Origin of the sequence: Escherichia sp. HH091_1A (assembly GCF_030295175.1) — a bacterium.
Classification (GTDB): Bacteria; Pseudomonadota; Gammaproteobacteria; order Enterobacterales; family Enterobacteriaceae; genus Escherichia; species Escherichia coli_F.
On the sequence record NZ_AP025747.1, the window covers coordinates 5,243,534 to 5,268,865 of the forward strand.

Sequence of the window (25,332 nt, forward strand, 5' to 3'; positions counted from 1 at the left end):
TGTTCAGCAGATAATGTGATAACAGGAACAAGACAGTGAGTAATAAAAACGTCAATGTAAGGAAATTGCAGGAAATAACATTCTGCTTGCTGGCAGGTATCCTGATGATCATGGCAATGATGGCTGCCGGACGCGCGGAAGCAGGAGTGGCCTTAGGTGCGACTCGCGTTATTTATCCGGCAGGGCAAAAACAAGTACAACTTGCCGTGACAAATAATGATGAAAATAGCACCTATTTAATTCAATCATGGGTGGAAAATGCCGATGGTGTAAAGGATGGTCGTTTTATCGTGACGCCACCTCTGTTTGCGATGAAGGGAAAAAAAGAGAATACCTTACGTATTCTTGATGCAACAAATAACCAATTGCCACAGGATCGGGAAAGTTTATTCTGGATGAACGTTAAAGCGATTCCGTCAATGGATAAATCAAAATTGACTGAGAATACGCTACAGCTCGCAATTATCAGCCGCATTAAATTGTACTATCGCCCGGCTAAATTAGCGTTGCCACCCGATCATGCCGCAGAAAAATTAAGATTTCGTCGTAGCGCGAATTCTCTGACGCTGATTAACCCGACACCCTATTACCTGACGGTAACAGAGTTGAATGCCGGAACTCGGGTTCTTGAAAATGCATTGGTGCCTCCAATGGGCGAAAGCACAGTTAAATTACCTTCTGATGCAGGAAGCAACATTACTTACCGAACAATAAATGATTATGGCGCACTTACTCCAAAAATGACGGGCGTAATGGAATAACGCAGGGGGAATTTTTCGCCTGAATAAAAAGAATTGACTGCCGGGTAATTTTAAACCGGAGGAATAATGTCATATCTGAATTTAAGACTTTACCAGCGAAACACACAATGCTTGCATATTCGTAAGCCTCGTCTGGCTGGTTTTTTTGTTCGGCTCTTTGTCGCCTGTGCTTTTGCCGCACAGGCACCTTTGTCATCTGCCGAACTCTATTTTAATCCGCGCTTTTTAGCGGATGATCCCCAGGCTGTGGCCGATTTATCGCGTTTTGAGAATGGTCAAGAATTACCGCCAGGGACGTATCGCGTCGATATCTATTTGAATAATGGTTATATGGCAACGCGTGATGTCACATTTAATACGGGCGACAGTGAACAAGGGATTGTTCCCTGCCTGACACGCGCGCAACTTGCCAGTATGGGGCTGAATACGGCTTCTGTCTCCGGTATGAATTTGCTGGCGGATGATGCCTGCGTGCCATTAACTACAATGATCCATGACGCTACTGCGCATTTAGATGTTGGTCAGCAGCGACTCAACCTGACGATCCCTCAGGCATTTATGAGTAATCGCGCGCGTGGTTATATTCCTCCAGAGTTATGGGACCCCGGTATTAATGCCGGATTGCTCAATTATAATTTCAGCGGAAATAGTGTACAGAATCGGATTGGTGGTAACAGCCATTATGCATATTTAAACCTACAGAGTGGGTTAAATATTGGTGCATGGCGTTTACGCGACAATACCACCTGGAGTTATAACAGTAGCGACAGTTCATCAGGTAGCAAAAATAAATGGCAACATATCAATACCTGGCTTGAGCGAGACATAATACCGTTGCGTTCCCGGCTGACGCTGGGTGATGGTTATACTCAGGGCGATATTTTCGATGGTATTAACTTTCGCGGCGCACAATTGGCCTCAGATGACAATATGTTACCCGATAGCCAAAGAGGATTTGCCCCGGTGATCCACGGTATTGCGCGTGGTACTGCACAGGTCACTATTAAACAAAATGGGTATGACATTTATAATAGTACGGTGCCACCGGGGCCTTTTACCATCAACGATATCTATGCCGCAGGTAATAGTGGTGACTTGCAGGTAACGATTAAAGAGGCTGACGGTAGCACGCAGATCTTTACCGTACCCTATTCGTCAGTCCCGCTTTTGCAACGTGAAGGGCATACTCGTTATTCCATTACGGCAGGAGAATACCGTAGTGGAAATGCGCAACAGGATAAACCCCGTTTTTTCCAGAGTACATTACTCCACGGCCTTCCGGCTGGCTGGACAATATATGGTGGAACGCAACTGGCGGATCGTTATCGCGCTTTTAATTTCGGTATCGGGAAAAACATGGGGGCACTGGGCGCTCTGTCCGTGGATATGACGCAGGCTAATTCCACACTTCCTGATGACAGTCAGCATGACGGGCAATCGGTGCGTTTTCTCTATAACAAATCGCTCAATGAGTCAGGTACGAATTTTCAGTTAGTGGGTTACCGTTACTCGACCAGCGGGTATTTTAATTTCGCTGATACAACATACAGCCGAATGAGTGGCTACAACATCGAAACACAGGATGGTGTTATTCAGGTTAAGCCGAAATTTACCGACTATTACAATCTCGCTTATAACAAACGCGGGAAATTACAGCTCACTGTTACTCAGCAACTCGGACGCACATCAACACTGTATTTGAGTGGTAGCCATCAAACTTATTGGGGAACGAGTAATGTCGATGAGCAATTCCAGGCTGGATTAAATACTGCTTTCGAAGATATCAACTGGACGCTCAGCTATAGCCTGACGAAAAACGCGTGGCAAAAAGGACGGGATCAGATGTTGGCTCTTAACGTCAATATTCCTTTCAGCCACTGGCTGCGTTCTGACAGTAAATCTCAGTGGCGACATGCCAGTGCCAGCTACAGCATGTCACACGATCTCAACGGTCGGATGACCAACCTTGCGGGCGTATACGGTACGTTGCTGGAAGACAATAACCTCAGCTATAGCGTGCAAACCGGCTATGCCGGGGGAGGCGATGGTAATAGCGGAAGTACAGGCTACGCCGCGCTGAATTATCGCGGTGGCTACGGCAATGCCAACATTGGTTACAGCCATAGCGATGATATTAAGCAGCTCTATTACGGAATCAGCGGTGGGGTATTGGCTCATGCCAATGGCGTAACGCTGGGGCAGCCGTTAAACGATACGGTGGTGCTTGTTAAAGCGCCCGGCGCAAAAGATGCAAAAGTTGAAAACCAGACGGGGGTGCGTACCGACTGGCGCGGCTATGCCGTGCTGCCTTATGCCACAGAATATCGGGAAAATAGAGTGGCGCTGGATACCAATACCCTGGCTGATAACGTCGATTTAGATAACGCGGTCGCTAACGTTGTTCCCACCCGTGGGGCAATTGTGCGAGCAGAGTTTAAAGCGCGTGTTGGGATAAAACTGCTCATGACGCTAACCCACAATAATAAGCCGCTGCCGTTTGGGGCGATGGTCACATCAGAGAGTAGTCAGAGTAGCGGCATTGTTGCGGATAATGGTCAGGTTTATCTCAGCGGGATGCCTTTAGCGGGAAAAGTTCAGGTGAAATGGGGAGAAGAGGAAAATGCTCACTGTGTCGCCAATTATCAACTGCCACCAGAGAGTCAGCAGCAGTTATTAACCCAGCTATCAGCTGAATGTCGTTAAGGGGGCGTGATGAAAAGCAAACCTTTTTATCTTCTGTGCGCTTTTTTGTGGCTGGCGGTAAGTCACGCTTTGGCTGCGGATAGCACGATTACTATCCGCGGCTATGTCAGAGATAACGGCTGTAGTGTGGCCGCTGAATCAACCAATTTTACTGTTGATCTGATGGAAAACGCGGCGAAGCAATTTAACAACATTGGCGCGACGACTCCTGTCGTTCCATTTCGTATTTTGCTGTCACCCTGTGGTAATGCCGTTTCTGCCGTAAAGGTTGGGTTTACCGGCGTTGCAGATAGTCACAATGCCAACCTGCTTGCACTTGAAAATACGGTGTCAGCGGCTGCGGGGCTGGGAATACAGCTTCTGAATGAGCAACAAAATCAGTTCCCCCTTAATGCGCCATCCTCCGCGATTTCGTGGACGACCCTGACGCCGGGTAAACCAAATACGCTGAATTTTTACGCCCGGCTAATGGCGACACAGGTGCCTGTCACTGCGGGGCATATCAATGCCACGGCTACCTTCACTCTTGAATATCAGTAACAGGAGATGCTCATGAAATGGCGCATACGTGGGTGTTTATTGGCGGCAATGTTGACGCTCGTAAGTGCGACGCTACAGGCAGCCGATGTCACGATCACCGTGAACGGTAAGGTCGTCGCCAAACCGTGCACGGTTTCCACCACTAATGCCACGGTTGATCTCGGCGATCTTTATTCTTTCAGTCTCGTGTCTGCCGGTGCGGCATCGGCCTGGCATGATGTTGCGTTAGAGTTGACTCATTGTCCGGTGGGAACATCGAGGGTCACCGCCAGCTTCAGCGGGGCAGCCGATAGTACGGGATATTATAAAAACCAGGGGACCGCGCAAAACATCCAGTTAGAGCTGCAAGATGACAGTGGCAACACATTGAATACTGGCGCAACCAAAACAGTTCAGGTGGATGATTCCTCACAATCAGCGCACTTCCCGTTACAGGTTAGAGCATTGACGGTAAATGGCGGAGCCACTCAGGGAACCATTCAGGCAGTGATTAGCATCACCTATACCTACAGCTGAATCCGAAGAGATGATTGTAATGAAAAGAGTTATTACCCTGTTTGCTGTACTGCTGATGGGCTGGTCGGTAAATGCCTGGTCATTCGCCTGTAAAACCGCCAATGGCACCGCTATCCCTATTGGCGGTGGCAGCGCCAATGTTTATGTAAACCTTGCGCCCGCCGTGAATGTGGGGCAAAACCTGGTCGTAGATCTTTCGACGCAAATCTTTTGCCATAACGATTACCCGGAAACCATTACAGACTATGTCACACTGCAACGAGGTTCGGCTTATGGCGGCGTGTTATCTCATTTTTCCGGGACCGTAAAATATAATGGCAGTAGCTATCCATTTCCTACCACCAGCGAAACGCCGCGCGTTGTTTATAATTCGAGAACGGATAAGCCGTGGCCGGTGGCGCTTTATTTGACGCCTGTGAGCAGTGCGGGCGGGGTGGCGATTAAAGCTGGCTCATTAATTGCCATGCTTATTTTGCGACAGACCAACAACTATAACAGCGATGATTTCCAGTTTGTGTGGAATATTTACGCCAATAATGATGTGGTGGTGCCTACTGGCGGCTGCGATGTTTCTGCTCGTGATGTCACCGTTACTCTGCCAGACTACCCTGGTTCAGTGCCGATTCCTCTTACCGTTTATTGTGCGAAAAGCCAAAACCTGGGGTATTACCTCTCCGGCACAACCGCAGATGCGGGCAACTCGATTTTCACCAATACCGCGTCGTTTTCACCAGCGCAGGGCGTTGGCGTACAGTTAACGCGCAACGGTACGATTATTCCAGCGAATAACACGGTATCGTTAGGAGCAGTAGGGACTTCGGCGGTAAGTCTGGGATTAACGGCAAATTACGCACGTACCGGAGGGCAGGTGACCGCAGGGAATGTGCAATCGATTATTGGCGTGACTTTTGTTTATCAATAAAGAAATCACAGGACATTGCTAATGCTGGTACGCAATATTGCCTGATGCGCTACGCTACCTACAAACCCGCACGTTAGCCCTTTGTAGGCCAGATAAGACGCGCCAGCGTCGCATCTGGCATAAACAAAGCGCACTTTACCGACAATCCGAACAGAGCCTGCCATTGGCAGGCTCTGGCGTTCTTTTACGCTACCATGCTGATAATCAACACAATAATCAGCCCAACCACGGAGTTGACCAGCTCCAGCAGACCCCAGGTTTTCAACGTGTCTTTTACTGACAGGTCAAAATAACCTTTGAACAGCCAGAATGAGGCATCATTAATGTGGGTGAGGGTGTTGGAACCCGCAGCCGTCGCCAGCACCAGCAGCGCCGGATTCACGCCAACCAGTTGACCGGTTGCTGGATCAAGGATTGCAGCACTGATAATCCCGGCGGCAGTCATCGCCGAAACCACACCTTGACCCGTCGCCAGACGAATTAGCACAGTGATCAGCCACGCCATGATGTACGGCGAGATATTGCCGTGTGACATCAACATGCCAATGGTGTCACCAATGCCGGTATCGATGATGGTCTGCTTCAGCACGCCGCCCGCACCGATGATCAGAATCACCATCGCAATGCTTTTTACCGCGCTTTCAAAGGCGTTCATCACCCACTGCATGTCATGACCACGCGCGGTGCCAAAGAGTACGAATGCAACCACCATCGCAATAAACATTGCAATCGGCGATGAACCTATAAAGTTAACGACTTCCCACGCAGGGGTGTCTTTGACCAGCCAGATATTGGCGATAGTGGTAGAGATCATAATGATCGCCGGGATCAGCGGTACCAGAATCGAAACGCCGAAAGAGGGGAGATTATTCATATCCACCGGTTGATCCGCTTTGAGGAATGATGGCGTTGGGCGCTCAAGATTACCGAGGAACTTCGGCAGAATCAGGCCTGCGCAGATTACGCTTGGGATTGTCACCAGTACACCATAGATATAAACCATCCCCATATCTGCACCATAAGCATTCACCAGCGCCACCGGACCCGGCTGCGGAGGGAAAAGTGAATGTGCGGTGGTAGCAGCCGCTACTGCCGGAATAGCCAGTTTCAGGAACGGAATTTTAGCTTCGGCGGCAATGACGATAACCAGCGGCGCTAACATGATAAAGGCCACTTCATAGAACATCGCCAGACCAAAAATCAGGCCGATGATAATCACCGATATCTGGACATAGCGCAGGCCGAGACGCGCCAGCAGCGTATGCGCTATCTGATGGGCCGCGCCGGAGTCGACCATCAATTTACCAATGACCGCACCGAACACAACAATGATTGCCAGTTCCCCCAGCGTGTTGCCGAAGCCCGCTTTCATGGTGTGCAGCAGCGACATCAAATCCATGCCCGTCAACATCCCGACGGACAGCGCCGCCACTAGCAAAGCCACCATTGAATTGATTTTGAACTTCAAATTCAGTACCAGCATCAGGCCGATACCGAATACTACCCAAAGAATGTTAAGCACATGCATAACGTTTTACCTTACCTGGTTGAACCGTTGTTATTTTGGGCGACATGTTATGTAAATTGGTCAACCATTGTTGCGATGAATGTCACACCCTCTGATTAATAACTGTCAATTACCCGTTGCTGCAATTTGCAGCAACGAGCGTGCGCGTGAAATCTTGTGATGTGGTTAACCAATTTCAGATTTCGGGTTGACATGTCTTACCAAAAGGTAGAACTTATACGCCATCTCATCCGATGCAACGCCACGGCTGCGGTTTGGTTGTTCATCCGGATACCTAAACAACTCCGGGGTTCCGCGTCTCTTTGCTGTGGAACCCACTATGTGAAAGAGGAAAAATCATGGAACAGACCTGGCGCTGGTACGGCCCAAATGATCCGGTCACTTTAGCTGATGTCCGTCAGGCGGGCGCGACTGGCGTGGTTACCGCTTTGCACCATATCCCGAACGGGGAAGTATGGTCCGTAGAAGAGATCCTCAAACGCAAGGCGATCGTTGAAGACGCAGGCCTGGTGTGGTCTGTCGTAGAAAGCGTGCCAATTCACGAAGATATCAAAACTCATACTGGCAACTACGAGCAGTGGATCGCTAACTATCAGCAAACTCTGCGCAATCTGGCGCAGTGCGGCATTCGCACCGTGTGCTACAACTTCATGCCGGTGCTCGACTGGACCCGTACTGACCTCGAATACGTGCTGCCAGATGGCTCCAAAGCTCTGCGCTTCGACCAGATCGAATTTGCTGCGTTTGAAATGCACATCCTCAAGCGTCCAGGCGCGGAAGCGGATTACACCGAAGAAGAAATTGCTCAGGCCGCTGAACGCTTCGCCACTATGAGCGACGAAGACAAAGCGCGTCTGACCCGTAACATCATTGCCGGTCTGCCGGGTGCGGAAGAAGGCTACACCCTTGACCAGTTCCGTAAGCACCTGGAGCTGTACAAAGATATCGACAAAGCCAAACTGCGCGAAAACTTTGCGGTCTTCCTGAAGGCGATCATTCCAGTTGCGGAAGAAGTTGGCGTGCGTATGGCTGTTCACCCGGACGATCCGCCGCGCCCAATCCTCGGCCTGCCGCGTATCGTTTCCACCATTGAAGATATGCAGTGGATGGTTGATACCGTAAACAGCATGGCGAACGGTTTCACCATGTGCACCGGTTCCTACGGCGTGCGTGCTGACAACGATCTGGTTGATATGATCAAGCAGTTCGGTCCGCGTATTTACTTCACCCATCTGCGTTCCACCATGCGTGAAGATAACCCGAAAACCTTCCACGAAGCGGCGCACCTGAACGGTGACGTTGATATGTACGAAGTGGTGAAAGCGATTGTTGAAGAAGAGCATCGTCGTAAAGCGGAAGGCAAAGAAGACCTGATCCCAATGCGTCCGGATCACGGCCACCAGATGCTGGACGACCTGAAGAAGAAAACCAACCCAGGTTACTCCGCGATTGGTCGTCTGAAAGGTCTGGCTGAAGTTCGCGGCGTCGAAATGGCGATCCAGCGCGCTTTCTTTAGCCGTTAATATCCACCGGCATGGCTGCGCGCCGTGCCGGTTCCTTCTTCCTTGCCGTCACTCTCTGAAGACGGATTCTGGAGTTTACGATGACTACTATTGTTGACAGCAATCTGCCGGTTGCCCGCCCGTCATGGGATCATTCTCGTCTGGAATCACGCATTGTGCATCTCGGTTGCGGGGCGTTTCACCGCGCGCACCAGGCGCTGTACACCCATCACCTGCTGGAAAGCACGGATAGCGACTGGGGGATCTGCGAAGTTAACCTGATGCCAGGTAACGACCGCGTGCTGATCGAAAACCTGAAAAAACAGCAACTGCTGTACACCGTGGCGGAAAAAGGCGCAGAAAGCACCGAGCTGAAAATTATCGGTTCGATGAAAGAAGCCCTGCACCCGGAAATCGACGGTTGTGAAGGTATTCTCAACGCGATGGCGCGTCCGCAGACGGCGATTGTCTCCCTGACGGTCACAGAGAAAGGTTATTGCGCCGATGCGGCGAGCGGTCAGCTGGATCTCAATAACCCGCTGATCAAGCACGATCTGGAAAACCCGACTGCGCCGAAGTCCGCGATTGGTTACATCGTTGAAGCTTTGCGTCTGCGTCGTGAAAAAGGGCTGAAAGCGTTTACGGTGATGTCCTGCGACAACGTGCGTGAAAACGGCCACGTGGCAAAAGTTGCCGTTCTGGGGCTGGCTCAGGCGCGTGATCCGCAGCTGGCTGCATGGATTGAAGAGAATGTCACCTTCCCGTGCACCATGGTTGACCGCATCGTTCCGGCTGCGACGCCAGAAACCTTACAGGAAATTGCTGACCAGCTGGGTGTTTATGACCCGTGTGCCATTGCCTGCGAACCGTTCCGTCAGTGGGTGATTGAAGATAACTTCGTTAATGGTCGCCCGGACTGGGATAAAGTGGGCGCACAGTTCGTTGCAGACGTTGTGCCGTTCGAAATGATGAAATTGCGTATGCTGAACGGCAGCCACTCTTTCCTGGCGTACCTCGGTTACCTCGGCGGCTATGAAACCATTGCCGACACCATGACTAATCCGGATTATCGCAAAGCGGCCTTTGCCCTGATGATGCAGGAACAAGCGCCAACGCTGTCGATGCCGGAAGGTACGGACCTGAACGCCTATGCGACGCTGCTGATCGAGCGTTTCAGCAACCCGTCTCTGCGTCACCGTACCTGGCAGATTGCGATGGACGGCAGCCAGAAGTTACCGCAGCGTTTGCTGGACCCGGTGCGTCTGCACCTACAAAACGGCGGTAGCTGGCGTCACCTGGCGCTCGGCGTGGCTGGCTGGATGCGCTACACCCAGGGTGTGGATGAGCAGGGTAATGCCATTGACGTGGTAGACCCGATGCTGGCCGAGTTCCAGAAGATTAACGCGCAGTATCAGGGCGCAGACCGCGTGAAAGCGCTGCTGGGCCTGAGCGGTATTTTTGCCGATGATCTGCCGCAGAATGCCGACTTTGTTGGCGCGGTGACGGCGGCATATCAGCAGCTGTGCGAACGCGGTGCGCGCGAGTGTGTGGCTGCGCTGTAACTAACTGATTACCCAACAGACTTACTGGTCAATCAAAATAATATTTGGTTGACCAGTTTTCGTTTTTTGCCCACCTGTACGTGCCAACTTCCAGTGCTAATGGTATAGTTTGAGATTGACGGGGGCCGTAAAATCGCCCGTTGTAGGCCGGATAAGGCGTGCACGACGCATCCGGCAAAAATTTGATTAACTGCACCTAACGGACACAACACCATGAAATCTGCCACCTCTGCGCAAAGACCTTACCAGGAAGTCGGGGCGATGATCCGCGATCTGATCATAAAGACGCCGTACAATCCTGGCGAACGGCTGCCGCCGGAGCGTGAAATTGCAGAAATGCTTGATGTCACGCGGACGGTGGTACGTGAAGCGCTGATCATGCTGGAGATCAAAGGGCTGGTGGAAGTGCGCCGGGGTGCCGGTATTTATGTTCTTGATAGCTCAGGCAGCCACAACACAGACAGTCCGGATGCCAACGTCTGCAATGATGCCGGTCCTTTTGAGCTGTTACAGGCGCGTCAGTTACTGGAAAGTAACATCGCGGAATTTGCCGCCCTGCAGGCTACCCGCGAAGATATCGTCAAAATGCGCCAGGCATTACAACTGGAAGAGCGTGAGCTGGCTTCCAGCGCGCCGGGCAGCAGCGAAAGCGGTGACATGCAGTTCCATCTCGCCATTGCCGAAGCGACGCATAACAGCATGCTGGTGGAGCTATTCCGTCAGTCCTGGCAATGGCGGGAAAACAATCCGATGTGGATCCAGTTGCACAGCCATCTGGATGACAGCCTGTATCGCAAAGAGTGGTTGGGCGATCACAAACAGATCCTCGCCGCGTTAATCAAAAAAGACGCCCGAGCGGCGAAGCTGGCAATGTGGCAGCATCTGGAAAACGTGAAGCAACGTCTGCTTGAATTCTCGAACGTTGACGATATTTATTTTGATGGCTATCTGTTTGATTCATGGCCGCTGGATAAAGTCGACGCCTGACTTATTATGATAAGCGCAAGGGTAAACGTTCCTTGCGCTTTCTTAAATTAAGAAGTCGCAATGAGTATTACTTTATAAATTGCAGGGTATTGTTTAAATATCTGTATAACCTGAATGTTAGTACTCATTCTTCCCAGTGGTTATTTACCAATATAATTCCATTCACCATTTTTTAATTCAAACAGTTCTGGAAGAGATGACGGTTGCAGAGTCATGCGTTTGAGTGGCTCATCTTCATCACCGGGGATAACTTTATATCCCATTTTTGCATGGATCTCCGCGGTACCTGGATAAGCTTCTATACCAATTATTGGGTCATTTCCCATTCCAATATTAGCATTAAGTAATGCGGCAAGGGCGAATCCGGAAGAATTTGCTACCCCTGTTACCGTCATTATCTGATCAATATAGATATCAATCCTTGGCTGCTCATTGGTCCATCTTTTTGCCTGAGAAGCTGGAAGGGTTGAAATATATCCTATCGTGGTTCCAGCATAACCTGGAACATTGCAACCAGGGCCTAATGTTATTTCATGAACTGTATATTCCTCAACAGGATCGAAAGGGCTCTTCATAAATAAATTTAGTTGTAATCCTTCCGCTAACTCTGTGGCAGCATGCGCCTTTTTACATATACCACCATATATTTCGTCTAAAGCTGAGGTGATTTTCAAGTTTCGATAGAGCATACGTCCTGTTGTTGTAATACCATTGAATTCTCTGCATGTTTCTGTCACATAATTAAATCGCCAGGACTCTTTGCTAATATCAAGTTTTCTAATTTCGACAACGCTTTTTCCATCATAATTATGGTTATTGCCACGAGTAAGAGGCAGGAGATAGATATTTTCCGTATCCATGCGTGCATATTCATATTCACGTGTTAACTTATTGTCGACTTTTGGATGATGAAGGAAGTGATTATTTGTATAGATTTGGTTATTAGCGGTATTGCTTAATGGCATAGACATAATAGTTACCTTTATGAGTATTTCACTGATGCTTAGAAAAATAGATAAATTTTTCTGTAGTAAAAAGAGAAGTAAACAAATGACATGCATGTTTCTGTTGTAGTGATATCAACTCTACACGGTCATATTAAAGGGTGGGAAACACTCTAAAGTATCAAAAAACGCTCATTTAAAATTATTTGCATGCAATTAAAAAGCATATCTTATTACTAATTGGAATTTGATGTTGTTATATTGATGTCTATATTAATAATGCCTGTGAATGGTGTTTTTGATGTATTTGATATGTTATCAATTTATATTATTTACAAACTAATTGTTTCAAATAATACATGGTTGATTATACGAAAATAAATAATCTCCCGCCGGGATTAAGTAGCGGCGGTGACAAGTATTTTAATCTACGTAACTATTCGGAATATTCAGAATATACTAGCAGTTTTTTTTTGAGTTTGATGATTTTTATCAAATCATGACTTTTTTCCTGAAAAGTCAGTAGATATTCATAGGCAAGTAAGGTTTTATACTTTGCTGACAGGATTCAGGCCTGTCTCAGACTGACATGGATGTAATGAACAAAAGGGAATGGCTATGGAAAATGAGCATCAATACAGTGGTGCCCGGTATTCAGGGCAAGCCACATATGTTGCTAAACGTCAGGAGTGCGCAAAATGATGCGCCAATCACTTCAGGCTGTTTCACCTGAAATTTCAGGCAATAAAACGTTATCACTGCGTAAATCGGTATGCAGCGATCTCCTCACTCTTTTTAATTCTCCTCATTCGGCATTACCTTCATTACTTGTTTCAGGTATGCCTGAGTGGCAAGTGCATAACCAGAGCGACAAACATCTCCAGAGCTGGTATTGCCGTCAACTACGTTCTGCACTGTTATTTCATGAGCCTCGGATTGCGGCGTTGCAGGTCAATTTGAAAGAAGCGTACAGCCACACGCTGGCGATCAGCCTTGAGATAATGCTGCACCACGACGATGAACCGCTAACGTTTGATCTGGTCTGGGATAGTGGCGGTTGGTGTAGTGCGACGCTGGAGAATGTCAGCTAAGCACAATCTCCAGCTCGCGCAGTTCGCGCCAGAAGCGTTCGGCCACGGGATTCATACGGGTGTTCATCCGGTATGCATAGGCCTGAATCGGGATCACCAGTTCGTCCCGATTCAGAACGATAAGCTTCCCGCTGCGAATTTCTTGTTGGATGGCGTACTCCGGCAGCCAGGCAATCCCACAGCCGTCGAGGGCAACCTGCTTTAAAAGCTCGCTCATCGACGAGACAAAAAAGGTGCTGAAACTTAACTCACTGTGGCGCGTCAGGGTACGGTTAATCAATCGCCCCATGTAGGAGTTACGGCTGTAATTCAGTAACGGAAAGTGTGGCTGTGCGAGGTTAAAAAGCGCTTCTCCGTGTTCGTCACTGGCGCAGACGGGGAACAATTGAGATTCAAATAAGCGAATGTGGTCAAACGGTGCTTCCAGCAAATCTTCGTCATGAAAGGAAAAAATACAGTCGCTTTGCCCTTCACGCAGTTTATCGACCGCTTCATCAACATCAATGGCTTCAATCGCCCAGGTAAAGAGCGGCGGCATCTGGCTGATAATGGACGGTAAAAGACCGAGAGAAAGAGAGTGTGCAGCGGCTACCTTGATTTTACGTTGCGCGTAATCGCTGCCGCCACGCAGTTCTGCAAGGTTGCTCTCTAACTGTTGCAGCAGATGGCGGATCTGCGAATGGAAGATTTTCCCTTGTTCCGAGAGTTGCAGAGGTGTCACCTGGCGGTTAAACAATTCAACGCCAATTGCCTGTTCCAGCGCGCGGATGCGACGGCTAAATGCGGGTTGTGAGACGTTGCGACTGACTGCCGCCTGGGAAAAGTTGCGGCATTTTTCCAGGGTCAGAAAATCATAAAGCCATTTTGTTTCAATATTATGCAAAACTGCACCACAGTCATCCATTACGTTTTACTCTGTCAGCCGCCCTTGCGGGCATTCTACGTCCATTCGGGCGGCTGACAACCGTTTATGCCGTTTCAAAAGTTCCTTTCACGCAGGCTTTGCCGTCTTTAACCATCAGTTTGCCGCGGGCGTATACCTGTTCAATATGACTAGGTAAATTATTCAAGATAACCGGGAAGAGATTAAAAAAGACGGGATTTGATTGGATTCAATAAGTTAGCTGCTAGTTGTATTCAAGATAAAATGAGCAAGGGCCGTTTAGTTTGTTCAGAACAACAAAACATTCAAGATAAGGCATCTTGCTTATTTTGACCTTTTAAAGACTTTTAAAACTAGCTTATCAGAAGTTGTAGAAAGGGACTAGGTAAGTTAAGTACAGCTAGCTGATTATATGCTAGCTGTCTTGTTGGTCAGTTGGATGAGATCGGCCTCAGCTTCATTTTTCGCCAAAATCTCTCTAACCTTTTGTTCTGACAGGTTATTTAGGCTTAAAGCGGCTAATCTTCGGATACCCGTTAAACTAATCAACTCTTGGTTTTCTTGGCTGCAAAATTCGAGCAACTTTTCAACGCCTTTTCGTTTGAGCATGTGGATCACAATCTCTTTTTCTTGTTCGCTTAGAGAATCCATAATTTTCATCAACTCATTAGCTTTTGAGGCCTTGTTTGATGGTTTAGTTGTTGCTTGTGACTGACCGCTAACAATTGCAGCGACGTGTTCAGGCAAATCTTGCACTCGGTACGCAAAGGCTCTTCCTCTAACTCCAGGTGTTGTAACTGAACGTTTTTCCCACCCCTCATTTCTTGCTCGCTTATGGAGCCCTGCAAGGGATGTGGGTAAACCACCAACACCAAGGAGTTCACTAGCAGGCACCCATTCTTGATCTTGGATCATATCAACCTCCAGATGAAATTAACTAAGGAAATATCTATTGATCATAGTTAATTTCAAAAATATTTATATCAATATCAACAACATACAAAGAGCGTGCGAGAAATTTGAAATTAACCAGTTGATATTTACTAAGTTAATATCTAACATTCCAAGTACACACAGTTGAGTAACTCTCGGGAGTTACACGCATGAGTTATAGAGTTTGCCATAGAAAGCGCGTGGGGTGTTAATCGTGATTTTAGGTGAGGATTGGGATTCCGCTGATATCAAGGCTGAGCTTGAGAAACGTGGTACTAATTTATCTCGCTTATCGAGAGAAAATAATTTAAGGCCAAGAACGTTAGGTAATACTTTGCGAGTCCCCTATTTAAAGGGAGAAGGGATTATTGCGCAGGCTATTGGAGTTCAACCAGAGGTTATTTGGCCAACCAGATATGAACGTCGCTCACGGAGGAAGAATGTGGGTTCCAATGACTGAATTAGCTTCATTTTGTGGTTTACCTAGTTCACTTGCAGGTTTGCATAAGAAAGCTAAGAAAGAGTCATGGCGGACACGTCTTAAAGCAGGGGTTAAGGGGCGTGTTGTTGAGTGCGAAATAAACTCTTTACCTGTTGTAATTCAAAAAGCACTGCGTGAACGCTATATAGAACAGCTGGTGGCTACAGAGAACAATGTTTCTGAAGTGAAGGTTGTTACCAGGAAGGCTCGTAATCCTGATGCAGTCCAGGCAATCGAAGCATATCGCGGTTCGCCACAACTGATGGAAGAACGCCTGAACGCGCTGACCGAAAATCAGCGTCGGGTATCTGAAGCAAGGGCTGCGCTGGTGGTGGAAGTGCTGAAGCTGGAAAGCGACGGTAATCTCGGGCGGCTGAAAGCCATTAACTATCTTGTCGAAAAAGCCCGTAAAGGTGAACTACCGGAACGCCTGCAACAGGCCGCAGTTAACGCCAATGCAAAACGTGGCGCTAATCGCACCATCAGTCGTGACCCGCTTTATCAGTGGGTGCTGAAGTACAACCAGTCACAGAACGCCGCAGAACGGCTGCTGTTACTGGCACCAGGAAAACGCGACGAAATAAAACCGGAAGAAATTAGCTGGCTGCCTGAATTTCTGGCGCAGTATCGCCAGGTGAACGGCAGACCTATGTCTGAAGCCTACGAGGATTTTGTCGCGGAATGGCAGCGTCGCCATGCAGACGAACCGTACATGCTGGAGGTGATGCCTTCTTACGATGTGGTTCGTTATGCCATGAAGAAATTGCCGGAAGTGGTGAAACAAAAAGGACGCGTTACTGGCAGTGAATACCGTCAGCTTGAAGGATTCACCCGCCGCGACTGGATAGCTATGCCGGTGAATTATGTCTGGATTGGTGACGGTCACGGTATGAAGCTGAAATGTGCACATCCGATCCACGGGCGTCCATTCTCACCGGAAGTCACATTTGTGATCGACGGTGGAACCCGGTTTGTTGTTGGCTGGAGTCTTGACCTTGCCGAGAACGTGTTCGCCGTTGCCGGTGCGATACAGCACGGCATTCGTAACCACGGAAAACCGTTTCTGTATTACTCGGATAACGGTTCTGGTGAAACGGCTGACATGCTGGACAAAGAGGTCGTGGGTATTCTGCCCCGCCTGGGGATTAAACACCCAACAGGTATTGCCGGTAATCCACAGGGGCGCGGCATTATTGAACGCCTGAACCGGACACTGCCGATGCGTATAGCCAGGAGGTATCGCACCTATTTTGGCAAGGGTGCTGACCGGGAATCGTTGCGTGTACTTAACCGTGATCTGCGTTCAGCGTTTAACGCCCTGCAACAGGACAAGCCTCTGAACGACCGCCAGAAAGCTGCAATGCGCGAGCTACCATCGTGGGCGGAGCTTATTGAGGCTATTCGTGAAGGCGTGGAATGGTACAACAACCGCCCGCATTCTGAGCTGCCTATGAAACCGAACGGGCGGCATTACAGCCCGGCAGAGTTCAGAAAAAAACGCCTGGCAGAAGAAGACACCGAAATTGAGTGGCTGAGTGATCTTGAGCTGCGCGACATGTTCCGCCCGATGGTGGAGCGTCCGGTAAAACGCTGTGAAATCAAATGGCTTGGCAATATTTATTACGCGCCGGAGCTGCGTGACGAACACGGTCGCAAAGTGCTTATCAGTTATGACATTCATGACGCCGAGCGAATTACGGTACGTCGCAAGGACGGCAGCTTTATCTGTGAGGCGATATGGAACGGCAATAAACGCGCAGCCTTCCCTGTCAGTGCGGAATATCACAAACAACAGCAGCGTATTAAAGGGATGCGCAAACGCGCTGAGGAAAAAATTCGCGATGCTGAAGATGAAGGTATTCAGATTCTGGAACACAAACAGGCTGAACCCTGGCTGGATAATGTTTATCGCCCGGTTGGTAATGTGGTGACCGTTCAGCAACCGGAATATGAAGAAGAGCATGACGAAGAATTTGAACGCGATTTCAGACTGGGGATGCAAAAACTTTTTGCCATGCAGGAAGAAGATGATCCGCTGGCCTGAATAAAAAAACAGTCCGCGGGAACGGACTGTTAAACAAGGAAAACAAAGTGAATCTGTAATGATGGAGGAAATACTATGACTGATATTGATGATGTTTTCAACACTATTAATACGTTGATCAACGAGGGCGACAAGCCCCAGGAAGATATTGCTGATGAGGCCGGAATGTCTCCGGCAACACTCTCGGCTCTGCGTAAAGGAGAATACAAAGGCAATGTCGAAGGTATGCATGACAAATTACAGGAATGGTATCGGGTCTGGCAAAAAGGGCAGAATTTGTCAGGTGCCCCCGGCGTTGTGAAGACCCAGACATTTTGTGATTTGCATGAGCTGTTTAAAACAGTGCGCTCACTCGGGATTATCAGTGTTGTTGTTGGCGTACCGGGTGTCGGCAAAACTTTTGCTGCACGGGAATATTGCCGCAAGACAGCTAATGCCTGGATGGTGACGCTTGCACCGGCACATTCGAGCGTAACGGAATGCCTCCTTGAAATAGCATATGCGCTGGAAATTAATAATCCGGGAAGAAATAAGGGGAATATAACCCGCGCCATTCGCAGAAAACTGGGCGGTGGTAAAGAAACCAGTGTCCGTGTGAACCCCCTGCTGATTATTGATGAAGCTGATCACTTAAGTGTGGATGGTCTGGAGCAATTACGCGCCATTCAGGATGCTACTGGCGTGGGGATGGTTTTAATTGGCAACCCGAAACAGATGGCGGATGCCACCCGTCGTGGGACTGATGAACTGGCTCGTTTGTTCAGCCGTTTTGCCATGACAAAACAACTGCGCAAAGTGAAAAAGACTGATGTGATGGCTGTAGCCAAAGCATGGGGAGTAACACAGGAAGATGAGCTGGATCTGCTGATGAGGGTTGCCGAAAAGCCCGGGGGATTGCGTGTATTAACTCACACACTGAATCATGCGTGGCTGGCGGCGAAAGGTGCTGGTTCATCCCTGAATAAAAGTCACATAAAAGCGGCTTTTAAGGAGGCTTACAGCAACCCTAAGTTGCTGAACTGGCAGTAAGGGGCATAAACCATGATGTCACGGAATATCAAAATGGCAACGGAAGTAAAGACCTGGTTACAGGAGCGCGGCAGCCACGTCAACGAATCCTGGCTGGGCGTGGCCCGCCCGGTGCTTGAAATCACCTGCCCGCCACCGGAGCTGGTCAGAAACGCTGTCAGGATTATGGAGCATAAATCAGGGGTTGCCCGTTCAGTATGGACGGCCCGCCTTAATGGCTGCCAGATTATCTGGCGTTAATAACGGCTTATTTATTTGTGAGGAATAACAAAATGGCAAAAGTGATCTTTGAATTTAACAGCCCGGAAAGTATGGAATATCAGGGAAAAGACGCTTCATGCATAAGCATGACCGTGCGAGCAATTGAACTTTCCCCGGAGGAGGAAACCGGACCGCATGACGCGCTTGCGTGCATTGTTGAGAGCATGGGACCGGAAATCATTGAAAAGGCATCCAGAGAGCTACTGAAATCAGCACGAGCCAAAGGACTGAATGCAAAAGGCAAGTTGCTACCATTTGATCCAGATGCAATCAAACATTAATTCACAAAGGAACGCTGACAATGAACGCCAAAATCAGAAACGAAATTCAGGCATTAATTCGAATTAAAATGCGTAATAACAATGGTGGAGACTTACGCGAGTTTATTTGCGCGCGCGAAGTTGAGGGGTATGGTGAAAAACTTACCTGATTGCATTTGACCATTACAGCATTTGTGCGCGTTATTGTGGCGAAAACATCTCTAATGCCATCACGTTTGGCGGTGCGTTTAACGAGGATTTATGGGAATACGTCATGGACCGCGAATACATCAGCGCGTCAGACCCGGACGCACGGGAGCAGTGGAAGAACATCTGGCGCGATTACCGGCAAATGGCGAAAGGCTGGACGCAGGGGACGTATTCTTCCCTTGCCCTGAAAGCGGTTCAGCTATCTGTGCGGCATATGCTGTCGGCACGATTCGAACTCCCGGTGCACTGATAAGGAGGGCATCATCATGATAACCCCTAGCAAAAGATGGTCACGTGAAGACCGGGAATTTATCGAAGCCAGTGTCGGGAAAATGACTGTTGAAGAAATGGCGAAAAAACTGAATGTTGCCACAAGCGCCCTGCGTGCGCATGCCAGAAGGTACGGAATATCGTTGTGTGTATACAAAATCAGTGAGCGCGACAAATATTTGTGTCGTGAACTTTATAAAGAAGGCCTGGCTATTCATGTGATAGCCCAGAAGATGGAATTAAGCAATCGGGCTGTATCCAGCATTGTATACAGCGAATATTAATTAACAGGAGCTTTATTTATTATGGCTAAACCAGCAAAACGAATCAGGAATGCCGCAGCAGCTTATGTTCCTCAATCCCGCGATGCCGTGGTGTGTGATATTCGCTGGATTGGTGACCTCCAACGCGAAGCGGTACGACTTGAAACGGAAATGAATGACGCTATTGCTGAAATTACGGAGAAATACGCCTCACGGATTGCGCCGCTTAAAACCCGTATTGAAACCCTTTCAAAAGGCGTTCAGGGGTGGTGTGAAGCGAACCGTGACGAACTGACGAACGGCGGCAAGGTGAAGACGGCCAACCTGGTAACCGGCGATGTGTCATGGCGTCAGCGCCCACCATCGGTAAGTATTCGCGGTGTGGATGCGGTGATGGAAACGCTGGAGCGTCTTGGTCTGCAACGTTTTATTCGCACGAAACAGGAAATCAACAAGGAAGCGATTTTACTGGAACCGAAAGCGGTCGCAGGTGTTGCCGGAATTACAGTTAAATCAGGCATTGAAGATTTTTCTATTATTCCGTTTGAGCAGGAAGCCGGTATTTAATACCACCACAAATATTTAATTAGTTCACTTTCTTTTAATTATGGCGCGATGCGTCAGGGGATTGCTCGCGCCTGAATCTGATATACGGGAAATAAAAAATGATTAATGCAAAAGTTCTGAGCGGCGTCAGCACATTATTACAGGTTTACGGCCGTCTGACCTGTGGCGTTCTGGCTGAAAAAATGAAGATGCCACCTTCCTCAATGGTGTATTTCCTGCGTGATGCGGTTGATGCCGGAGTTCTCACTGAATGCAACGGATTTTATGACGTTCCGCGCCCTCGTCCGACGCCGCCAGTAATACGAAACGCAACAACGGAGCACCCCGATGTTGATGATGCTCAATGGTGCGCGTTCCGCCGCTCTTTGCCCTGGCTGGAAGGCAATGCCATTCCGGCACTGGCAAAAGAGTTTGCGACAGGTGTACTGACCTGCGAGTCGGTTCACATCGTTGCAGAAGTGGATGATGAGATGTGCAAACAGGGAATGCCCCGTTTTGCAATGGCACGTATCGATATCCGGCTGGGACGTTTTATTTGCAGTTTAAGCTCCTGGAATATCACCGACCATGTGGTGCGTTATCTCATTATTGATTATTCACCGGTTCCGGCGGCAACACAGGAAGTCAGCGGGCATGATTAAGTCAATTGGCTTTGTCCTGCTGGTTGGCACCTGCGGGAATGATGCCTGCGATGCCATTCCGGTAACGGAAAAAATCTGGCCCACAGAGCAAGTGTGTATACAGGTGATGGAGCGCATACAAAAACGTTATCCCAGTGAAATCTTTTATTGCGAAGAGGTATTACGAAATGAATAACGCAGAGAAAAATGAAATTAAATCCACATCCGCCAGCACCAGAAAACATCTTTATGATTTTTATGTTGCCTATAACCAGTGGTTAAAAAATGGTGCACCAGAAACAGAGAGTGAAATATTTGTTCAATATTCAGGATTATGTGCAAATGCTTGTCGTTATTTTGACGAAATCGGAGTGGATACCGAAGATATATTAGAACAATTACGTGCAGATTTTATCGCGAACGAGTTGGATGAATTATTACCTTTCAATGAAAGTAGAGCGCACTATCATGAGGAATGCAGACTTGGCAGATGTCACCTGAATTCTGCTCGTGTGGCATGGGTCGAAAAACACTGCATTAAGGAGATGGGACATAATGAGCCGCACATCCCTGATTAAATTAATTCATGTTGCCCGTCGGGAGTTGCAACTCGACGATGACACTTACCGAGCTTTTCTGGTGCAGTGCACGGGCAAAACCAGTTGCCGCGAGCTGTCCGTTGCACAATTGGAACAAGTGCTCGATGCCATGAAAGAGCGCGGTTTTAAGAAGCAGAAAAAACATCCCCGCCGTCGCTTTAAGGGGCATGTCACACCACGCGAGAAGATTTACAAAATCTGGCAGCAGATGTTCCTTGATGGTTTCGTTTCCGATATCAGCGACGCTGCGCTGGACAAATACGTTGAGCGCCTGACGGCCAGACGTAATGGTGGTCAGGGTGTTTCCACGCTGGCCTGGTGTCATGGGGAATCGTTGCAGGTTGTGCTCGAAACGCTCAAACAGTGGCATATGCGCTGCATCCGTGAAGCCTTTGCCCGACATGGTGTGCCTTTACCTGTGAGCGAAACCGGGCGGGAGCTGCGCGGATATGATGCACTGACCAGTGCGTATGCCCGTGCACGAAACAGCGGGAGAATTGCTGTATGAAACAGATGAAAGAGCAGGATTTATTTGAAGACTGTCAGGACGACAGTGTTCTGGAATATCTCCACGATTATCAGGAAAAATATGCTTACCCGGCGCTACTTTCAGAGCTGAATGCTCTGTTACGACAGGAACTGAGAAGGCTTGGTGTTAACCCTGCCCACTCCCTTGAGCTGGTAGTGGCGATTTGCAATCATATCGGTGGGATTCAGATATATGTTCCGCAAGGGAAAATACTGGAAAACCTTATCAGAGACATGCGCATCTGGCGTGATTTTGATGGAAAAAACGTAGCGGAGCTGGCGCAGCGTTACAAAGTGACATACAAAACGGTATATCAGGCCATCAAAAGAATGCGAAGGCTGGAGCGTGGAAAATATCAAATGCAACTATTTAAGGATGAGTCATGAAATATCTTCCCCTTATTCTTTTACTGAGTGCTGCTTCTGTACAAGCGGCGGATACATTCCAGCAAAGAGTCAAAGATGTTTTTCAGAATAAAACCTCTGTTGACTACACCGACTGGTACGCTAAAGGTGACACCGCCATTGCTGAGTTTAAAGGATTTAACTTTGGGGTATATCAGGATTTAAAGGCATCCGTGCGGAATAACGAAATCAACATAAAAATGCAGTATGTTACAGGGCCTGTTCGTCCTGATAGCGAACAGTTCGCACAGATGACATCTCTTTTGTGTGAAACTGTGTTTGAGCCTTTTGTTGCCCCTGATTATGTTCCCCCAACATCATGGGATGATGATACACCCGCCCCGCTAAATTTTATGTACGTGGGGAAGTCAAAGGAGGATGAAGATGCTCCTGTCGAAAAAACAGTGAATGGGTGGAAGATAAAAATTGAACGTTCAGCAATGAAGACCACATGCTCTGCCCGCAAAGTTAACTGAGTCGATAACCTGATATTCAATGAAGCCGGTAAATCCGGCTTTTTTTATGCCTCCGGCACCATGAAGCAGACCACGTTTAAATCTGCTTCACAGGTGCTTTTATGGTAAATCAAAAATTCTCCCCGGCTTTTGAACATGCGCTGAATTTCATTCTGCGTCCCGATATCGAAGGCGTCTATGTCAATGACCCCACTGACCGTGGCGGCGAAACCAAATACGGCATTTCTGACCGCCGCGACGGTGTGATTGACGGCCAGACCGATGTCAACGGCGACGGCAAACCGGATACCCGCATCAGGGATTTAACCCGCGAACAGGTTGCGCAGATTTACTGGCGCGATTACTGGCTGCCTGCCGGATGTGACCAGTGGCCTGATGGCGTGGCGATGTTTGTGTTCGATGCGGCGGTTCAGCATGGCGTTAAAAAAGCCATCAGGATTTTGCAGGAAGCCGCTGATGTGGATGCTGACGGCATCATCGGCCCCCGTACCCGTAAGGCCGTGAGCCAGTCCACCCCTGACTGGCTGCTGGCCCGCTGCATTGTCCGTCGTTCCCGCTTTTATGCCGACATCATCAAATCCAAACCCGCCCAGGGCAAATACCTGAACGGCTGGTTTAACCGCATGGAAAAGCTGACCGACGCCTGTCTGGAAATCATCGATACCCCTTTGGGCATCATGTCCGCCACGCGGGGGTGATATGGGCAAAGGCTGGGATGCCTCTCTGAAAGCCGGGCGGCGCGACCGCCTGCGTCAGGAGGTTCTGCACCGCATGGCCGGAGGTCCGCCCCCGAAACCGCTGGACTATACCGGCCATGACGGCACACACGCCAGCTACTACATGCGTGGCTGGAACTCCGTGGATACACGGGACATTTTCTGGCAGTGCCAGAAGTACAGGGAAAAATTCAATGTGGAAAAAGGTTATGAACAAAATTTTAAAACTATGTGACTGGCTGATTTGTTCCCGACTGATGAGAACCCCATGGCCGCTGGCCGGACTGACGCTCTGTATGTTCATCATCAGCATGTTATGTGGCTGGCGATCGTTCGTGCTGATGTTGTTGTCCTTTGCCGGGGTGGTGTTGTTTTCATACAGCGCAAGCCTCGGGAATGTGCCATTTCGCCTGCTGCCTGAGGTCCGTTACCGGGCTTTTGGTCGCCACATCATCGTGTGGTCATGGGTGGTCTGGGCGCTGGGATATTTCTGCTGCGTCTTCAGCACGCTGATGATGATGTCACCGGCACACCCGGTGTTCTGGCTGTGTGGTGGCGGTTGCGGCGCTCTGCTCTGTCTTCAGCGTTATCTGTATGGAGGTTTCCCGTGGATCCGTTAACCCTTTCAGGCATCGCCTCCGTTCTGCTGAAAGCCGGGCCGGGGCTGATTCGTTCCGTCGGGCGCTGGTTTGGTGGCGGTACATCTGCCGCCGCTGACTCGGTGGCCGGTATGGTGGAAAGCGTCCGGGAAAGCCTGCCGGTGGCTGAACAGCAGCGCGTTCTGGAACAGAAGATGGCGATGTTACCACCGGAACAACAGATACAACTGGAAACCCTGAAAATTCAGCTGCAACAACTGGAGGTGGAGCGGCAGAAGCTGGTGCTGGCTGACCAGCAGGCCGCACACCACGAACAGCAGGAAACCATCCGCAATGGTGACAATGCCACGGACAGCTATGTGCGCCAGACGCGCCCGCTGCTGGCCCGCCTTTCCTGTTACAGCGGTCTGGCCTATGTGCTGTTGCTCTCCTGCGGCCAGATTGCCGGAGCCGTTGCCGGTGCCAGAGGTATCACGCTGCATATGCCAACACCGGACTGGGATATCACGCTGATGTTGCTTACCCCTGCGCTGGGCTATCTCGGCGTGCGAACCCTTGACGGCTTTGCCCGTTACAGCAAATCAAGCCGTCACAAAATGTCTGCGGGGCTGAAATGACCGATGAAATCGACCGCATCAGTGAAGTGGTTCTGAACGAGCGTCAGTGCGTCGTTAAAGCCTGGCAGACGCGGACAAAAGAAGCGCCCCACAGTCGGGGCTTCTGCAATGACTGCGGAAACATCATTCCGGCACAGCGCCTTGCGGCGCTGCCGGATGTGGTGACCTGTATTGACTGCCAGCAGATGCGTGAGCGCAGGAGGAAGACGTGTCCTGGGAAGTGATCCGGGCCAACTGGCCCATTTTATGGGCGCTGTTGATGACAGCGATAAATTTGCTTCAGCTGATTCTGGCAAAGACTTACGTCAAACGCGAAGAGTTTGATTCGCTGCGTTCCCGTGTGTCGGTGATGGAAGGTCTGGTGAATCAGCTCCCCGACCGCAATGAATTTCACCGCCTGCAACTGGATATCAGCAACCTGCGGGGCGAAATCCGGGAACTGGGGCCATCCATACGCCAGGTTTCCCGCATCAGTGATTTGTTATTAGAGAACGAGTTAAAGGAAAAAAATTAAT

The 25,332-nt window shown here is 49.2% G+C and carries 36 protein-coding genes and 2 pseudogenes; 32 read left to right on the forward strand and 6 right to left on the reverse strand.

Annotated features, from left to right (window positions below; translation table 11 throughout):
• The first annotated feature begins 35 nt into the window (after nucleotides 1-35).
• From fimC to fimH, 5 genes are all read left to right on the forward strand, one after another.
• Nucleotides 36-761, forward strand: a complete 726-nt coding sequence (gene fimC / locus QUF14_RS25860; RefSeq protein WP_000066536.1) for a type 1 fimbria chaperone FimC — start codon at nucleotides 36-38, stop codon at nucleotides 759-761.
• A gap of 66 nt (nucleotides 762-827) precedes the next feature.
• Complete coding sequence (gene fimD, locus QUF14_RS25865; protein ID WP_000121028.1) at nucleotides 828-3,464, forward strand: fimbrial usher FimD; 2,637 nt, start codon at nucleotides 828-830, stop codon at nucleotides 3,462-3,464.
• Nucleotides 3,465-3,473: 9 nt separating this feature from the next.
• Complete coding sequence (fimF, locus tag QUF14_RS25870) at nucleotides 3,474-4,004, forward strand: type 1 fimbria minor subunit FimF (protein WP_100733712.1); 531 nt, start codon at nucleotides 3,474-3,476, stop codon at nucleotides 4,002-4,004.
• Between the two features lie 12 nt (nucleotides 4,005-4,016).
• Nucleotides 4,017-4,520 (forward strand): type 1 fimbria minor subunit FimG, encoded by a 504-nt coding sequence (gene fimG, locus QUF14_RS25875; protein ID WP_000872000.1) that lies wholly within the window; start codon nucleotides 4,017-4,019, stop codon nucleotides 4,518-4,520.
• A gap of 19 nt (nucleotides 4,521-4,539) precedes the next feature.
• Nucleotides 4,540-5,442, forward strand: a complete 903-nt coding sequence (gene fimH / locus QUF14_RS25880) for a type 1 fimbria D-mannose specific adhesin FimH (RefSeq protein ID WP_024212026.1) — start codon at nucleotides 4,540-4,542, stop codon at nucleotides 5,440-5,442.
• A 5-nt stretch (nucleotides 5,443-5,447) separates the two neighbouring features.
• Here fimH and QUF14_RS25885 read toward each other — a convergent pair whose 3' ends face one another.
• Together QUF14_RS25885 and gntP are read right to left on the reverse strand one after the other, a co-directional pair.
• Nucleotides 5,448-5,606, reverse strand: coding sequence for a hypothetical protein (locus QUF14_RS25885; protein WP_001355118.1), 159 nt, complete (start codon nucleotides 5,604-5,606; stop codon nucleotides 5,448-5,450).
• 20 nt (nucleotides 5,607-5,626) lie between these two features.
• Nucleotides 5,627-6,970, reverse strand: a complete 1,344-nt coding sequence (gene gntP, locus QUF14_RS25890; RefSeq protein WP_000558264.1) for a gluconate permease GntP — start codon at nucleotides 6,968-6,970, stop codon at nucleotides 5,627-5,629.
• 338 nt (nucleotides 6,971-7,308) lie between these two features.
• Between gntP and uxuA the strand changes: the two genes are divergently transcribed.
• The 3 genes from uxuA to uxuR all read left to right on the forward strand — a co-directional run bounded on the left by uxuA (nucleotide 7,309) and on the right by uxuR (nucleotide 11,021).
• Entirely contained in the window at nucleotides 7,309-8,493 is a 1,185-nt protein-coding gene (gene uxuA, locus QUF14_RS25895; protein WP_000438605.1) for a mannonate dehydratase, read from the forward strand.
• An 80-nt stretch (nucleotides 8,494-8,573) separates the two neighbouring features.
• Nucleotides 8,574-10,034: a fructuronate reductase gene (locus QUF14_RS25900; protein ID WP_000208194.1), complete on the forward strand. Its 1,461-nt coding sequence runs from the start codon at nucleotides 8,574-8,576 to the stop codon at nucleotides 10,032-10,034.
• 213 nt (nucleotides 10,035-10,247) lie between these two features.
• A complete protein-coding gene (gene uxuR, locus QUF14_RS25905; protein ID WP_000833686.1) occupies nucleotides 10,248-11,021 on the forward strand; it encodes a Uxu operon transcriptional regulator in 774 nt (257 codons plus the stop codon).
• A gap of 140 nt (nucleotides 11,022-11,161) precedes the next feature.
• Here the strand turns inward: uxuR and QUF14_RS25910 are convergent, their stop codons facing one another.
• Entirely contained in the window at nucleotides 11,162-11,992 is an 831-nt protein-coding gene (locus QUF14_RS25910; protein ID WP_000062585.1) for a DUF2686 family protein, read from the reverse strand.
• 285 nt (nucleotides 11,993-12,277) lie between these two features.
• Between QUF14_RS25910 and ytiC the strand changes: the two genes are divergently transcribed.
• The 4 genes from ytiC to iraD all read left to right on the forward strand — a co-directional run bounded on the left by ytiC (nucleotide 12,278) and on the right by iraD (nucleotide 13,056).
• Entirely contained in the window at nucleotides 12,278-12,346 is a 69-nt protein-coding gene (gene ytiC / locus QUF14_RS29105) for a small protein YtiC (RefSeq protein ID WP_418930497.1), read from the forward strand.
• The gene (locus QUF14_RS25915) at nucleotides 12,325-12,468 is read left to right on the forward strand and encodes a hypothetical protein (protein ID WP_272942095.1); all 144 of its coding nucleotides are present in this window, start codon (nucleotides 12,325-12,327) and stop codon (nucleotides 12,466-12,468) included. The genes ytiC and QUF14_RS25915 overlap by 22 nt, the downstream gene beginning before the upstream one ends.
• Nucleotides 12,469-12,583: 115 nt before the next feature.
• The gene (idlP, locus tag QUF14_RS25920) at nucleotides 12,584-12,667 is read left to right on the forward strand and encodes an iraD leader peptide IdlP (RefSeq protein ID WP_123009414.1); all 84 of its coding nucleotides are present in this window, start codon (nucleotides 12,584-12,586) and stop codon (nucleotides 12,665-12,667) included.
• Nucleotides 12,664-13,056 carry an anti-adapter protein IraD gene (gene iraD / locus QUF14_RS25925; protein ID WP_000986225.1) on the forward strand — a complete coding sequence of 131 codons (393 nt, stop codon included), beginning with the start codon at nucleotides 12,664-12,666 and terminating at the stop codon, nucleotides 13,054-13,056. The genes idlP and iraD overlap by 4 nt, the downstream gene beginning before the upstream one ends.
• Here the strand turns inward: iraD and hypT are convergent.
• From hypT to QUF14_RS25940, 3 genes and pseudogenes are all read right to left on the reverse strand, one after another.
• Nucleotides 13,049-13,960, reverse strand: a complete 912-nt coding sequence (gene hypT, locus QUF14_RS25930) for a hypochlorite stress DNA-binding transcriptional regulator HypT (RefSeq protein WP_000340767.1) — start codon at nucleotides 13,958-13,960, stop codon at nucleotides 13,049-13,051. The two genes, iraD and hypT, sit on opposite strands and share 8 nt — an antisense overlap.
• A gap of 64 nt (nucleotides 13,961-14,024) precedes the next feature.
• A pseudogene (locus tag QUF14_RS25935) lies at nucleotides 14,025-14,105 on the reverse strand (hypothetical protein); the annotation flags it as partial.
• Nucleotides 14,106-14,347: 242 nt separating this feature from the next.
• Nucleotides 14,348-14,854, reverse strand: a complete 507-nt coding sequence (locus QUF14_RS25940; protein WP_047085337.1) for a DNA-binding protein — start codon at nucleotides 14,852-14,854, stop codon at nucleotides 14,348-14,350.
• Between the two features lie 232 nt (nucleotides 14,855-15,086).
• Between QUF14_RS25940 and QUF14_RS25945 the strand changes: the two genes are divergently transcribed.
• The 20 genes and pseudogenes from QUF14_RS25945 (at nucleotide 15,087) to QUF14_RS26040 (ending at nucleotide 25,331) form a co-directional block, all read left to right on the forward strand.
• The gene (locus QUF14_RS25945) at nucleotides 15,087-15,332 is read left to right on the forward strand and encodes a helix-turn-helix domain-containing protein (RefSeq protein ID WP_032333633.1); all 246 of its coding nucleotides are present in this window, start codon (nucleotides 15,087-15,089) and stop codon (nucleotides 15,330-15,332) included.
• Complete coding sequence (locus tag QUF14_RS25950) at nucleotides 15,313-17,397, forward strand: Mu transposase C-terminal domain-containing protein (RefSeq protein ID WP_100733529.1); 2,085 nt, start codon at nucleotides 15,313-15,315, stop codon at nucleotides 17,395-17,397. Before QUF14_RS25945 ends, QUF14_RS25950 begins: the two co-directional genes overlap by 20 nt.
• Nucleotides 17,398-17,472: 75 nt before the next feature.
• Complete coding sequence (locus tag QUF14_RS25955) at nucleotides 17,473-18,426, forward strand: AAA family ATPase (protein WP_100733530.1); 954 nt, start codon at nucleotides 17,473-17,475, stop codon at nucleotides 18,424-18,426.
• A 12-nt stretch (nucleotides 18,427-18,438) separates the two neighbouring features.
• Complete coding sequence (locus QUF14_RS25960; RefSeq protein WP_000987805.1) at nucleotides 18,439-18,666, forward strand: Kil protein family; 228 nt, start codon at nucleotides 18,439-18,441, stop codon at nucleotides 18,664-18,666.
• 32 nt (nucleotides 18,667-18,698) lie between these two features.
• A complete protein-coding gene (locus tag QUF14_RS25965; RefSeq protein ID WP_047085333.1) occupies nucleotides 18,699-18,968 on the forward strand; it encodes a hypothetical protein in 270 nt (89 codons plus the stop codon).
• 20 nt (nucleotides 18,969-18,988) lie between these two features.
• Nucleotides 18,989-19,407: pseudogene (locus tag QUF14_RS25970) on the forward strand (hypothetical protein).
• Nucleotides 19,408-19,423: 16 nt separating this feature from the next.
• Nucleotides 19,424-19,711 (forward strand): hypothetical protein, encoded by a 288-nt coding sequence (locus tag QUF14_RS25975; protein WP_047085332.1) that lies wholly within the window; start codon nucleotides 19,424-19,426, stop codon nucleotides 19,709-19,711.
• A gap of 21 nt (nucleotides 19,712-19,732) precedes the next feature.
• Nucleotides 19,733-20,257, forward strand: coding sequence for a host-nuclease inhibitor Gam family protein (locus QUF14_RS25980; RefSeq protein ID WP_065226797.1), 525 nt, complete (start codon nucleotides 19,733-19,735; stop codon nucleotides 20,255-20,257).
• 98 nt (nucleotides 20,258-20,355) lie between these two features.
• Nucleotides 20,356-20,898 carry a hypothetical protein gene (locus QUF14_RS25985; RefSeq protein WP_047084854.1) on the forward strand — a complete coding sequence of 181 codons (543 nt, stop codon included), beginning with the start codon at nucleotides 20,356-20,358 and terminating at the stop codon, nucleotides 20,896-20,898.
• Nucleotides 20,891-21,073: a hypothetical protein gene (locus tag QUF14_RS25990; protein WP_047084855.1), complete on the forward strand. Its 183-nt coding sequence runs from the start codon at nucleotides 20,891-20,893 to the stop codon at nucleotides 21,071-21,073. Before QUF14_RS25985 ends, QUF14_RS25990 begins: the two co-directional genes overlap by 8 nt.
• A complete protein-coding gene (locus QUF14_RS25995) occupies nucleotides 21,066-21,455 on the forward strand; it encodes a hypothetical protein (protein ID WP_047084856.1) in 390 nt (129 codons plus the stop codon). The genes QUF14_RS25990 and QUF14_RS25995 overlap by 8 nt, the downstream gene beginning before the upstream one ends.
• Nucleotides 21,433-21,984 carry a gp16 family protein gene (locus tag QUF14_RS26000; protein WP_100733906.1) on the forward strand — a complete coding sequence of 184 codons (552 nt, stop codon included), beginning with the start codon at nucleotides 21,433-21,435 and terminating at the stop codon, nucleotides 21,982-21,984. The genes QUF14_RS25995 and QUF14_RS26000 overlap by 23 nt, the downstream gene beginning before the upstream one ends.
• Nucleotides 21,981-22,391: a Mor transcription activator family protein gene (locus QUF14_RS26005; protein WP_047084857.1), complete on the forward strand. Its 411-nt coding sequence runs from the start codon at nucleotides 21,981-21,983 to the stop codon at nucleotides 22,389-22,391. The genes QUF14_RS26000 and QUF14_RS26005 overlap by 4 nt, the downstream gene beginning before the upstream one ends.
• Nucleotides 22,388-22,885 (forward strand): hypothetical protein, encoded by a 498-nt coding sequence (locus tag QUF14_RS26010; RefSeq protein ID WP_047084858.1) that lies wholly within the window; start codon nucleotides 22,388-22,390, stop codon nucleotides 22,883-22,885. Before QUF14_RS26005 ends, QUF14_RS26010 begins: the two co-directional genes overlap by 4 nt.
• A gap of 101 nt (nucleotides 22,886-22,986) precedes the next feature.
• Nucleotides 22,987-23,583, forward strand: coding sequence for a glycoside hydrolase family 108 protein (locus QUF14_RS26015; protein ID WP_047084859.1), 597 nt, complete (start codon nucleotides 22,987-22,989; stop codon nucleotides 23,581-23,583).
• Between the two features lies 1 nt (nucleotide 23,584).
• Entirely contained in the window at nucleotides 23,585-23,836 is a 252-nt protein-coding gene (locus QUF14_RS26020; RefSeq protein WP_047084860.1) for a hypothetical protein, read from the forward strand.
• Entirely contained in the window at nucleotides 23,811-24,221 is a 411-nt protein-coding gene (locus tag QUF14_RS26025; RefSeq protein ID WP_047084861.1) for a hypothetical protein, read from the forward strand. The genes QUF14_RS26020 and QUF14_RS26025 overlap by 26 nt, the downstream gene beginning before the upstream one ends.
• The gene (locus QUF14_RS26030) at nucleotides 24,209-24,817 is read left to right on the forward strand and encodes a hypothetical protein (RefSeq protein WP_047084862.1); all 609 of its coding nucleotides are present in this window, start codon (nucleotides 24,209-24,211) and stop codon (nucleotides 24,815-24,817) included. The genes QUF14_RS26025 and QUF14_RS26030 overlap by 13 nt, the downstream gene beginning before the upstream one ends.
• The gene (locus QUF14_RS26035; RefSeq protein ID WP_047084863.1) at nucleotides 24,814-25,041 is read left to right on the forward strand and encodes a TraR/DksA C4-type zinc finger protein; all 228 of its coding nucleotides are present in this window, start codon (nucleotides 24,814-24,816) and stop codon (nucleotides 25,039-25,041) included. Before QUF14_RS26030 ends, QUF14_RS26035 begins: the two co-directional genes overlap by 4 nt.
• Nucleotides 25,026-25,331, forward strand: coding sequence for a DUF2730 family protein (locus tag QUF14_RS26040; protein WP_047084864.1), 306 nt, complete (start codon nucleotides 25,026-25,028; stop codon nucleotides 25,329-25,331). The genes QUF14_RS26035 and QUF14_RS26040 overlap by 16 nt, the downstream gene beginning before the upstream one ends.
• Nucleotide 25,332 lies beyond the last annotated feature (1 nt).

Excerpts from the sequence above, each read along its gene's own strand:
- QUF14_RS25950 (WP_100733529.1), top strand. The coding sequence starts at position 15,313 with ATGTGGGTTCCAATGACTGAATTAGCTTCATTTTGTGGTTTACCTAGT.
- QUF14_RS25985 (WP_047084854.1), top strand. The coding sequence starts at position 20,356 with ATGATTAATGCAAAAGTTCTGAGCGGCGTCAGCACATTATTACAGGTT.
- fimG (WP_000872000.1), top strand. The coding sequence starts at position 4,017 with ATGAAATGGCGCATACGTGGGTGTTTATTGGCGGCAATGTTGACGCTC.
- QUF14_RS25960 (WP_000987805.1), top strand. The coding sequence starts at position 18,439 with ATGATGTCACGGAATATCAAAATGGCAACGGAAGTAAAGACCTGGTTA.
- uxuR (WP_000833686.1), top strand. The coding sequence starts at position 10,248 with ATGAAATCTGCCACCTCTGCGCAAAGACCTTACCAGGAAGTCGGGGCG.
- QUF14_RS25900 (WP_000208194.1), top strand. The coding sequence starts at position 8,574 with ATGACTACTATTGTTGACAGCAATCTGCCGGTTGCCCGCCCGTCATGG.
- fimH (WP_024212026.1), top strand. The coding sequence starts at position 4,540 with ATGAAAAGAGTTATTACCCTGTTTGCTGTACTGCTGATGGGCTGGTCG.
- QUF14_RS25915 (WP_272942095.1), top strand. The coding sequence starts at position 12,325 with ATGGTTGATTATACGAAAATAAATAATCTCCCGCCGGGATTAAGTAGC.
- QUF14_RS26020 (WP_047084860.1), top strand. The coding sequence starts at position 23,585 with ATGGGCAAAGGCTGGGATGCCTCTCTGAAAGCCGGGCGGCGCGACCGC.
- fimF (WP_100733712.1), top strand. The coding sequence starts at position 3,474 with ATGAAAAGCAAACCTTTTTATCTTCTGTGCGCTTTTTTGTGGCTGGCG.
- QUF14_RS25885 (WP_001355118.1), bottom strand. The coding sequence starts at position 5,606 with ATGGCAGGCTCTGTTCGGATTGTCGGTAAAGTGCGCTTTGTTTATGCC.
- iraD (WP_000986225.1), top strand. The coding sequence starts at position 12,664 with ATGATGCGCCAATCACTTCAGGCTGTTTCACCTGAAATTTCAGGCAAT.
- hypT (WP_000340767.1), bottom strand. The coding sequence starts at position 13,960 with ATGGATGACTGTGGTGCAGTTTTGCATAATATTGAAACAAAATGGCTT.
- QUF14_RS25965 (WP_047085333.1), top strand. The coding sequence starts at position 18,699 with ATGGCAAAAGTGATCTTTGAATTTAACAGCCCGGAAAGTATGGAATAT.
- QUF14_RS26035 (WP_047084863.1), top strand. The coding sequence starts at position 24,814 with ATGACCGATGAAATCGACCGCATCAGTGAAGTGGTTCTGAACGAGCGT.
- QUF14_RS25955 (WP_100733530.1), top strand. The coding sequence starts at position 17,473 with ATGACTGATATTGATGATGTTTTCAACACTATTAATACGTTGATCAAC.
- fimD (WP_000121028.1), top strand. The coding sequence starts at position 828 with ATGTCATATCTGAATTTAAGACTTTACCAGCGAAACACACAATGCTTG.
- QUF14_RS25990 (WP_047084855.1), top strand. The coding sequence starts at position 20,891 with ATGATTAAGTCAATTGGCTTTGTCCTGCTGGTTGGCACCTGCGGGAAT.
- QUF14_RS25910 (WP_000062585.1), bottom strand. The coding sequence starts at position 11,992 with ATGTCTATGCCATTAAGCAATACCGCTAATAACCAAATCTATACAAAT.
- uxuA (WP_000438605.1), top strand. The coding sequence starts at position 7,309 with ATGGAACAGACCTGGCGCTGGTACGGCCCAAATGATCCGGTCACTTTA.
- QUF14_RS25940 (WP_047085337.1), bottom strand. The coding sequence starts at position 14,854 with ATGATCCAAGATCAAGAATGGGTGCCTGCTAGTGAACTCCTTGGTGTT.
- QUF14_RS26000 (WP_100733906.1), top strand. The coding sequence starts at position 21,433 with ATGAGCCGCACATCCCTGATTAAATTAATTCATGTTGCCCGTCGGGAG.
- gntP (WP_000558264.1), bottom strand. The coding sequence starts at position 6,970 with ATGCATGTGCTTAACATTCTTTGGGTAGTATTCGGTATCGGCCTGATG.
- QUF14_RS25995 (WP_047084856.1), top strand. The coding sequence starts at position 21,066 with ATGAATAACGCAGAGAAAAATGAAATTAAATCCACATCCGCCAGCACC.
- idlP (WP_123009414.1), top strand. The coding sequence starts at position 12,584 with ATGGAAAATGAGCATCAATACAGTGGTGCCCGGTATTCAGGGCAAGCC.
- QUF14_RS26025 (WP_047084861.1), top strand. The coding sequence starts at position 23,811 with ATGAACAAAATTTTAAAACTATGTGACTGGCTGATTTGTTCCCGACTG.
- QUF14_RS25975 (WP_047085332.1), top strand. The coding sequence starts at position 19,424 with ATGATAACCCCTAGCAAAAGATGGTCACGTGAAGACCGGGAATTTATC.
- QUF14_RS25980 (WP_065226797.1), top strand. The coding sequence starts at position 19,733 with ATGGCTAAACCAGCAAAACGAATCAGGAATGCCGCAGCAGCTTATGTT.
- QUF14_RS26005 (WP_047084857.1), top strand. The coding sequence starts at position 21,981 with ATGAAACAGATGAAAGAGCAGGATTTATTTGAAGACTGTCAGGACGAC.
- QUF14_RS26015 (WP_047084859.1), top strand. The coding sequence starts at position 22,987 with ATGGTAAATCAAAAATTCTCCCCGGCTTTTGAACATGCGCTGAATTTC.
- QUF14_RS26010 (WP_047084858.1), top strand. The coding sequence starts at position 22,388 with ATGAAATATCTTCCCCTTATTCTTTTACTGAGTGCTGCTTCTGTACAA.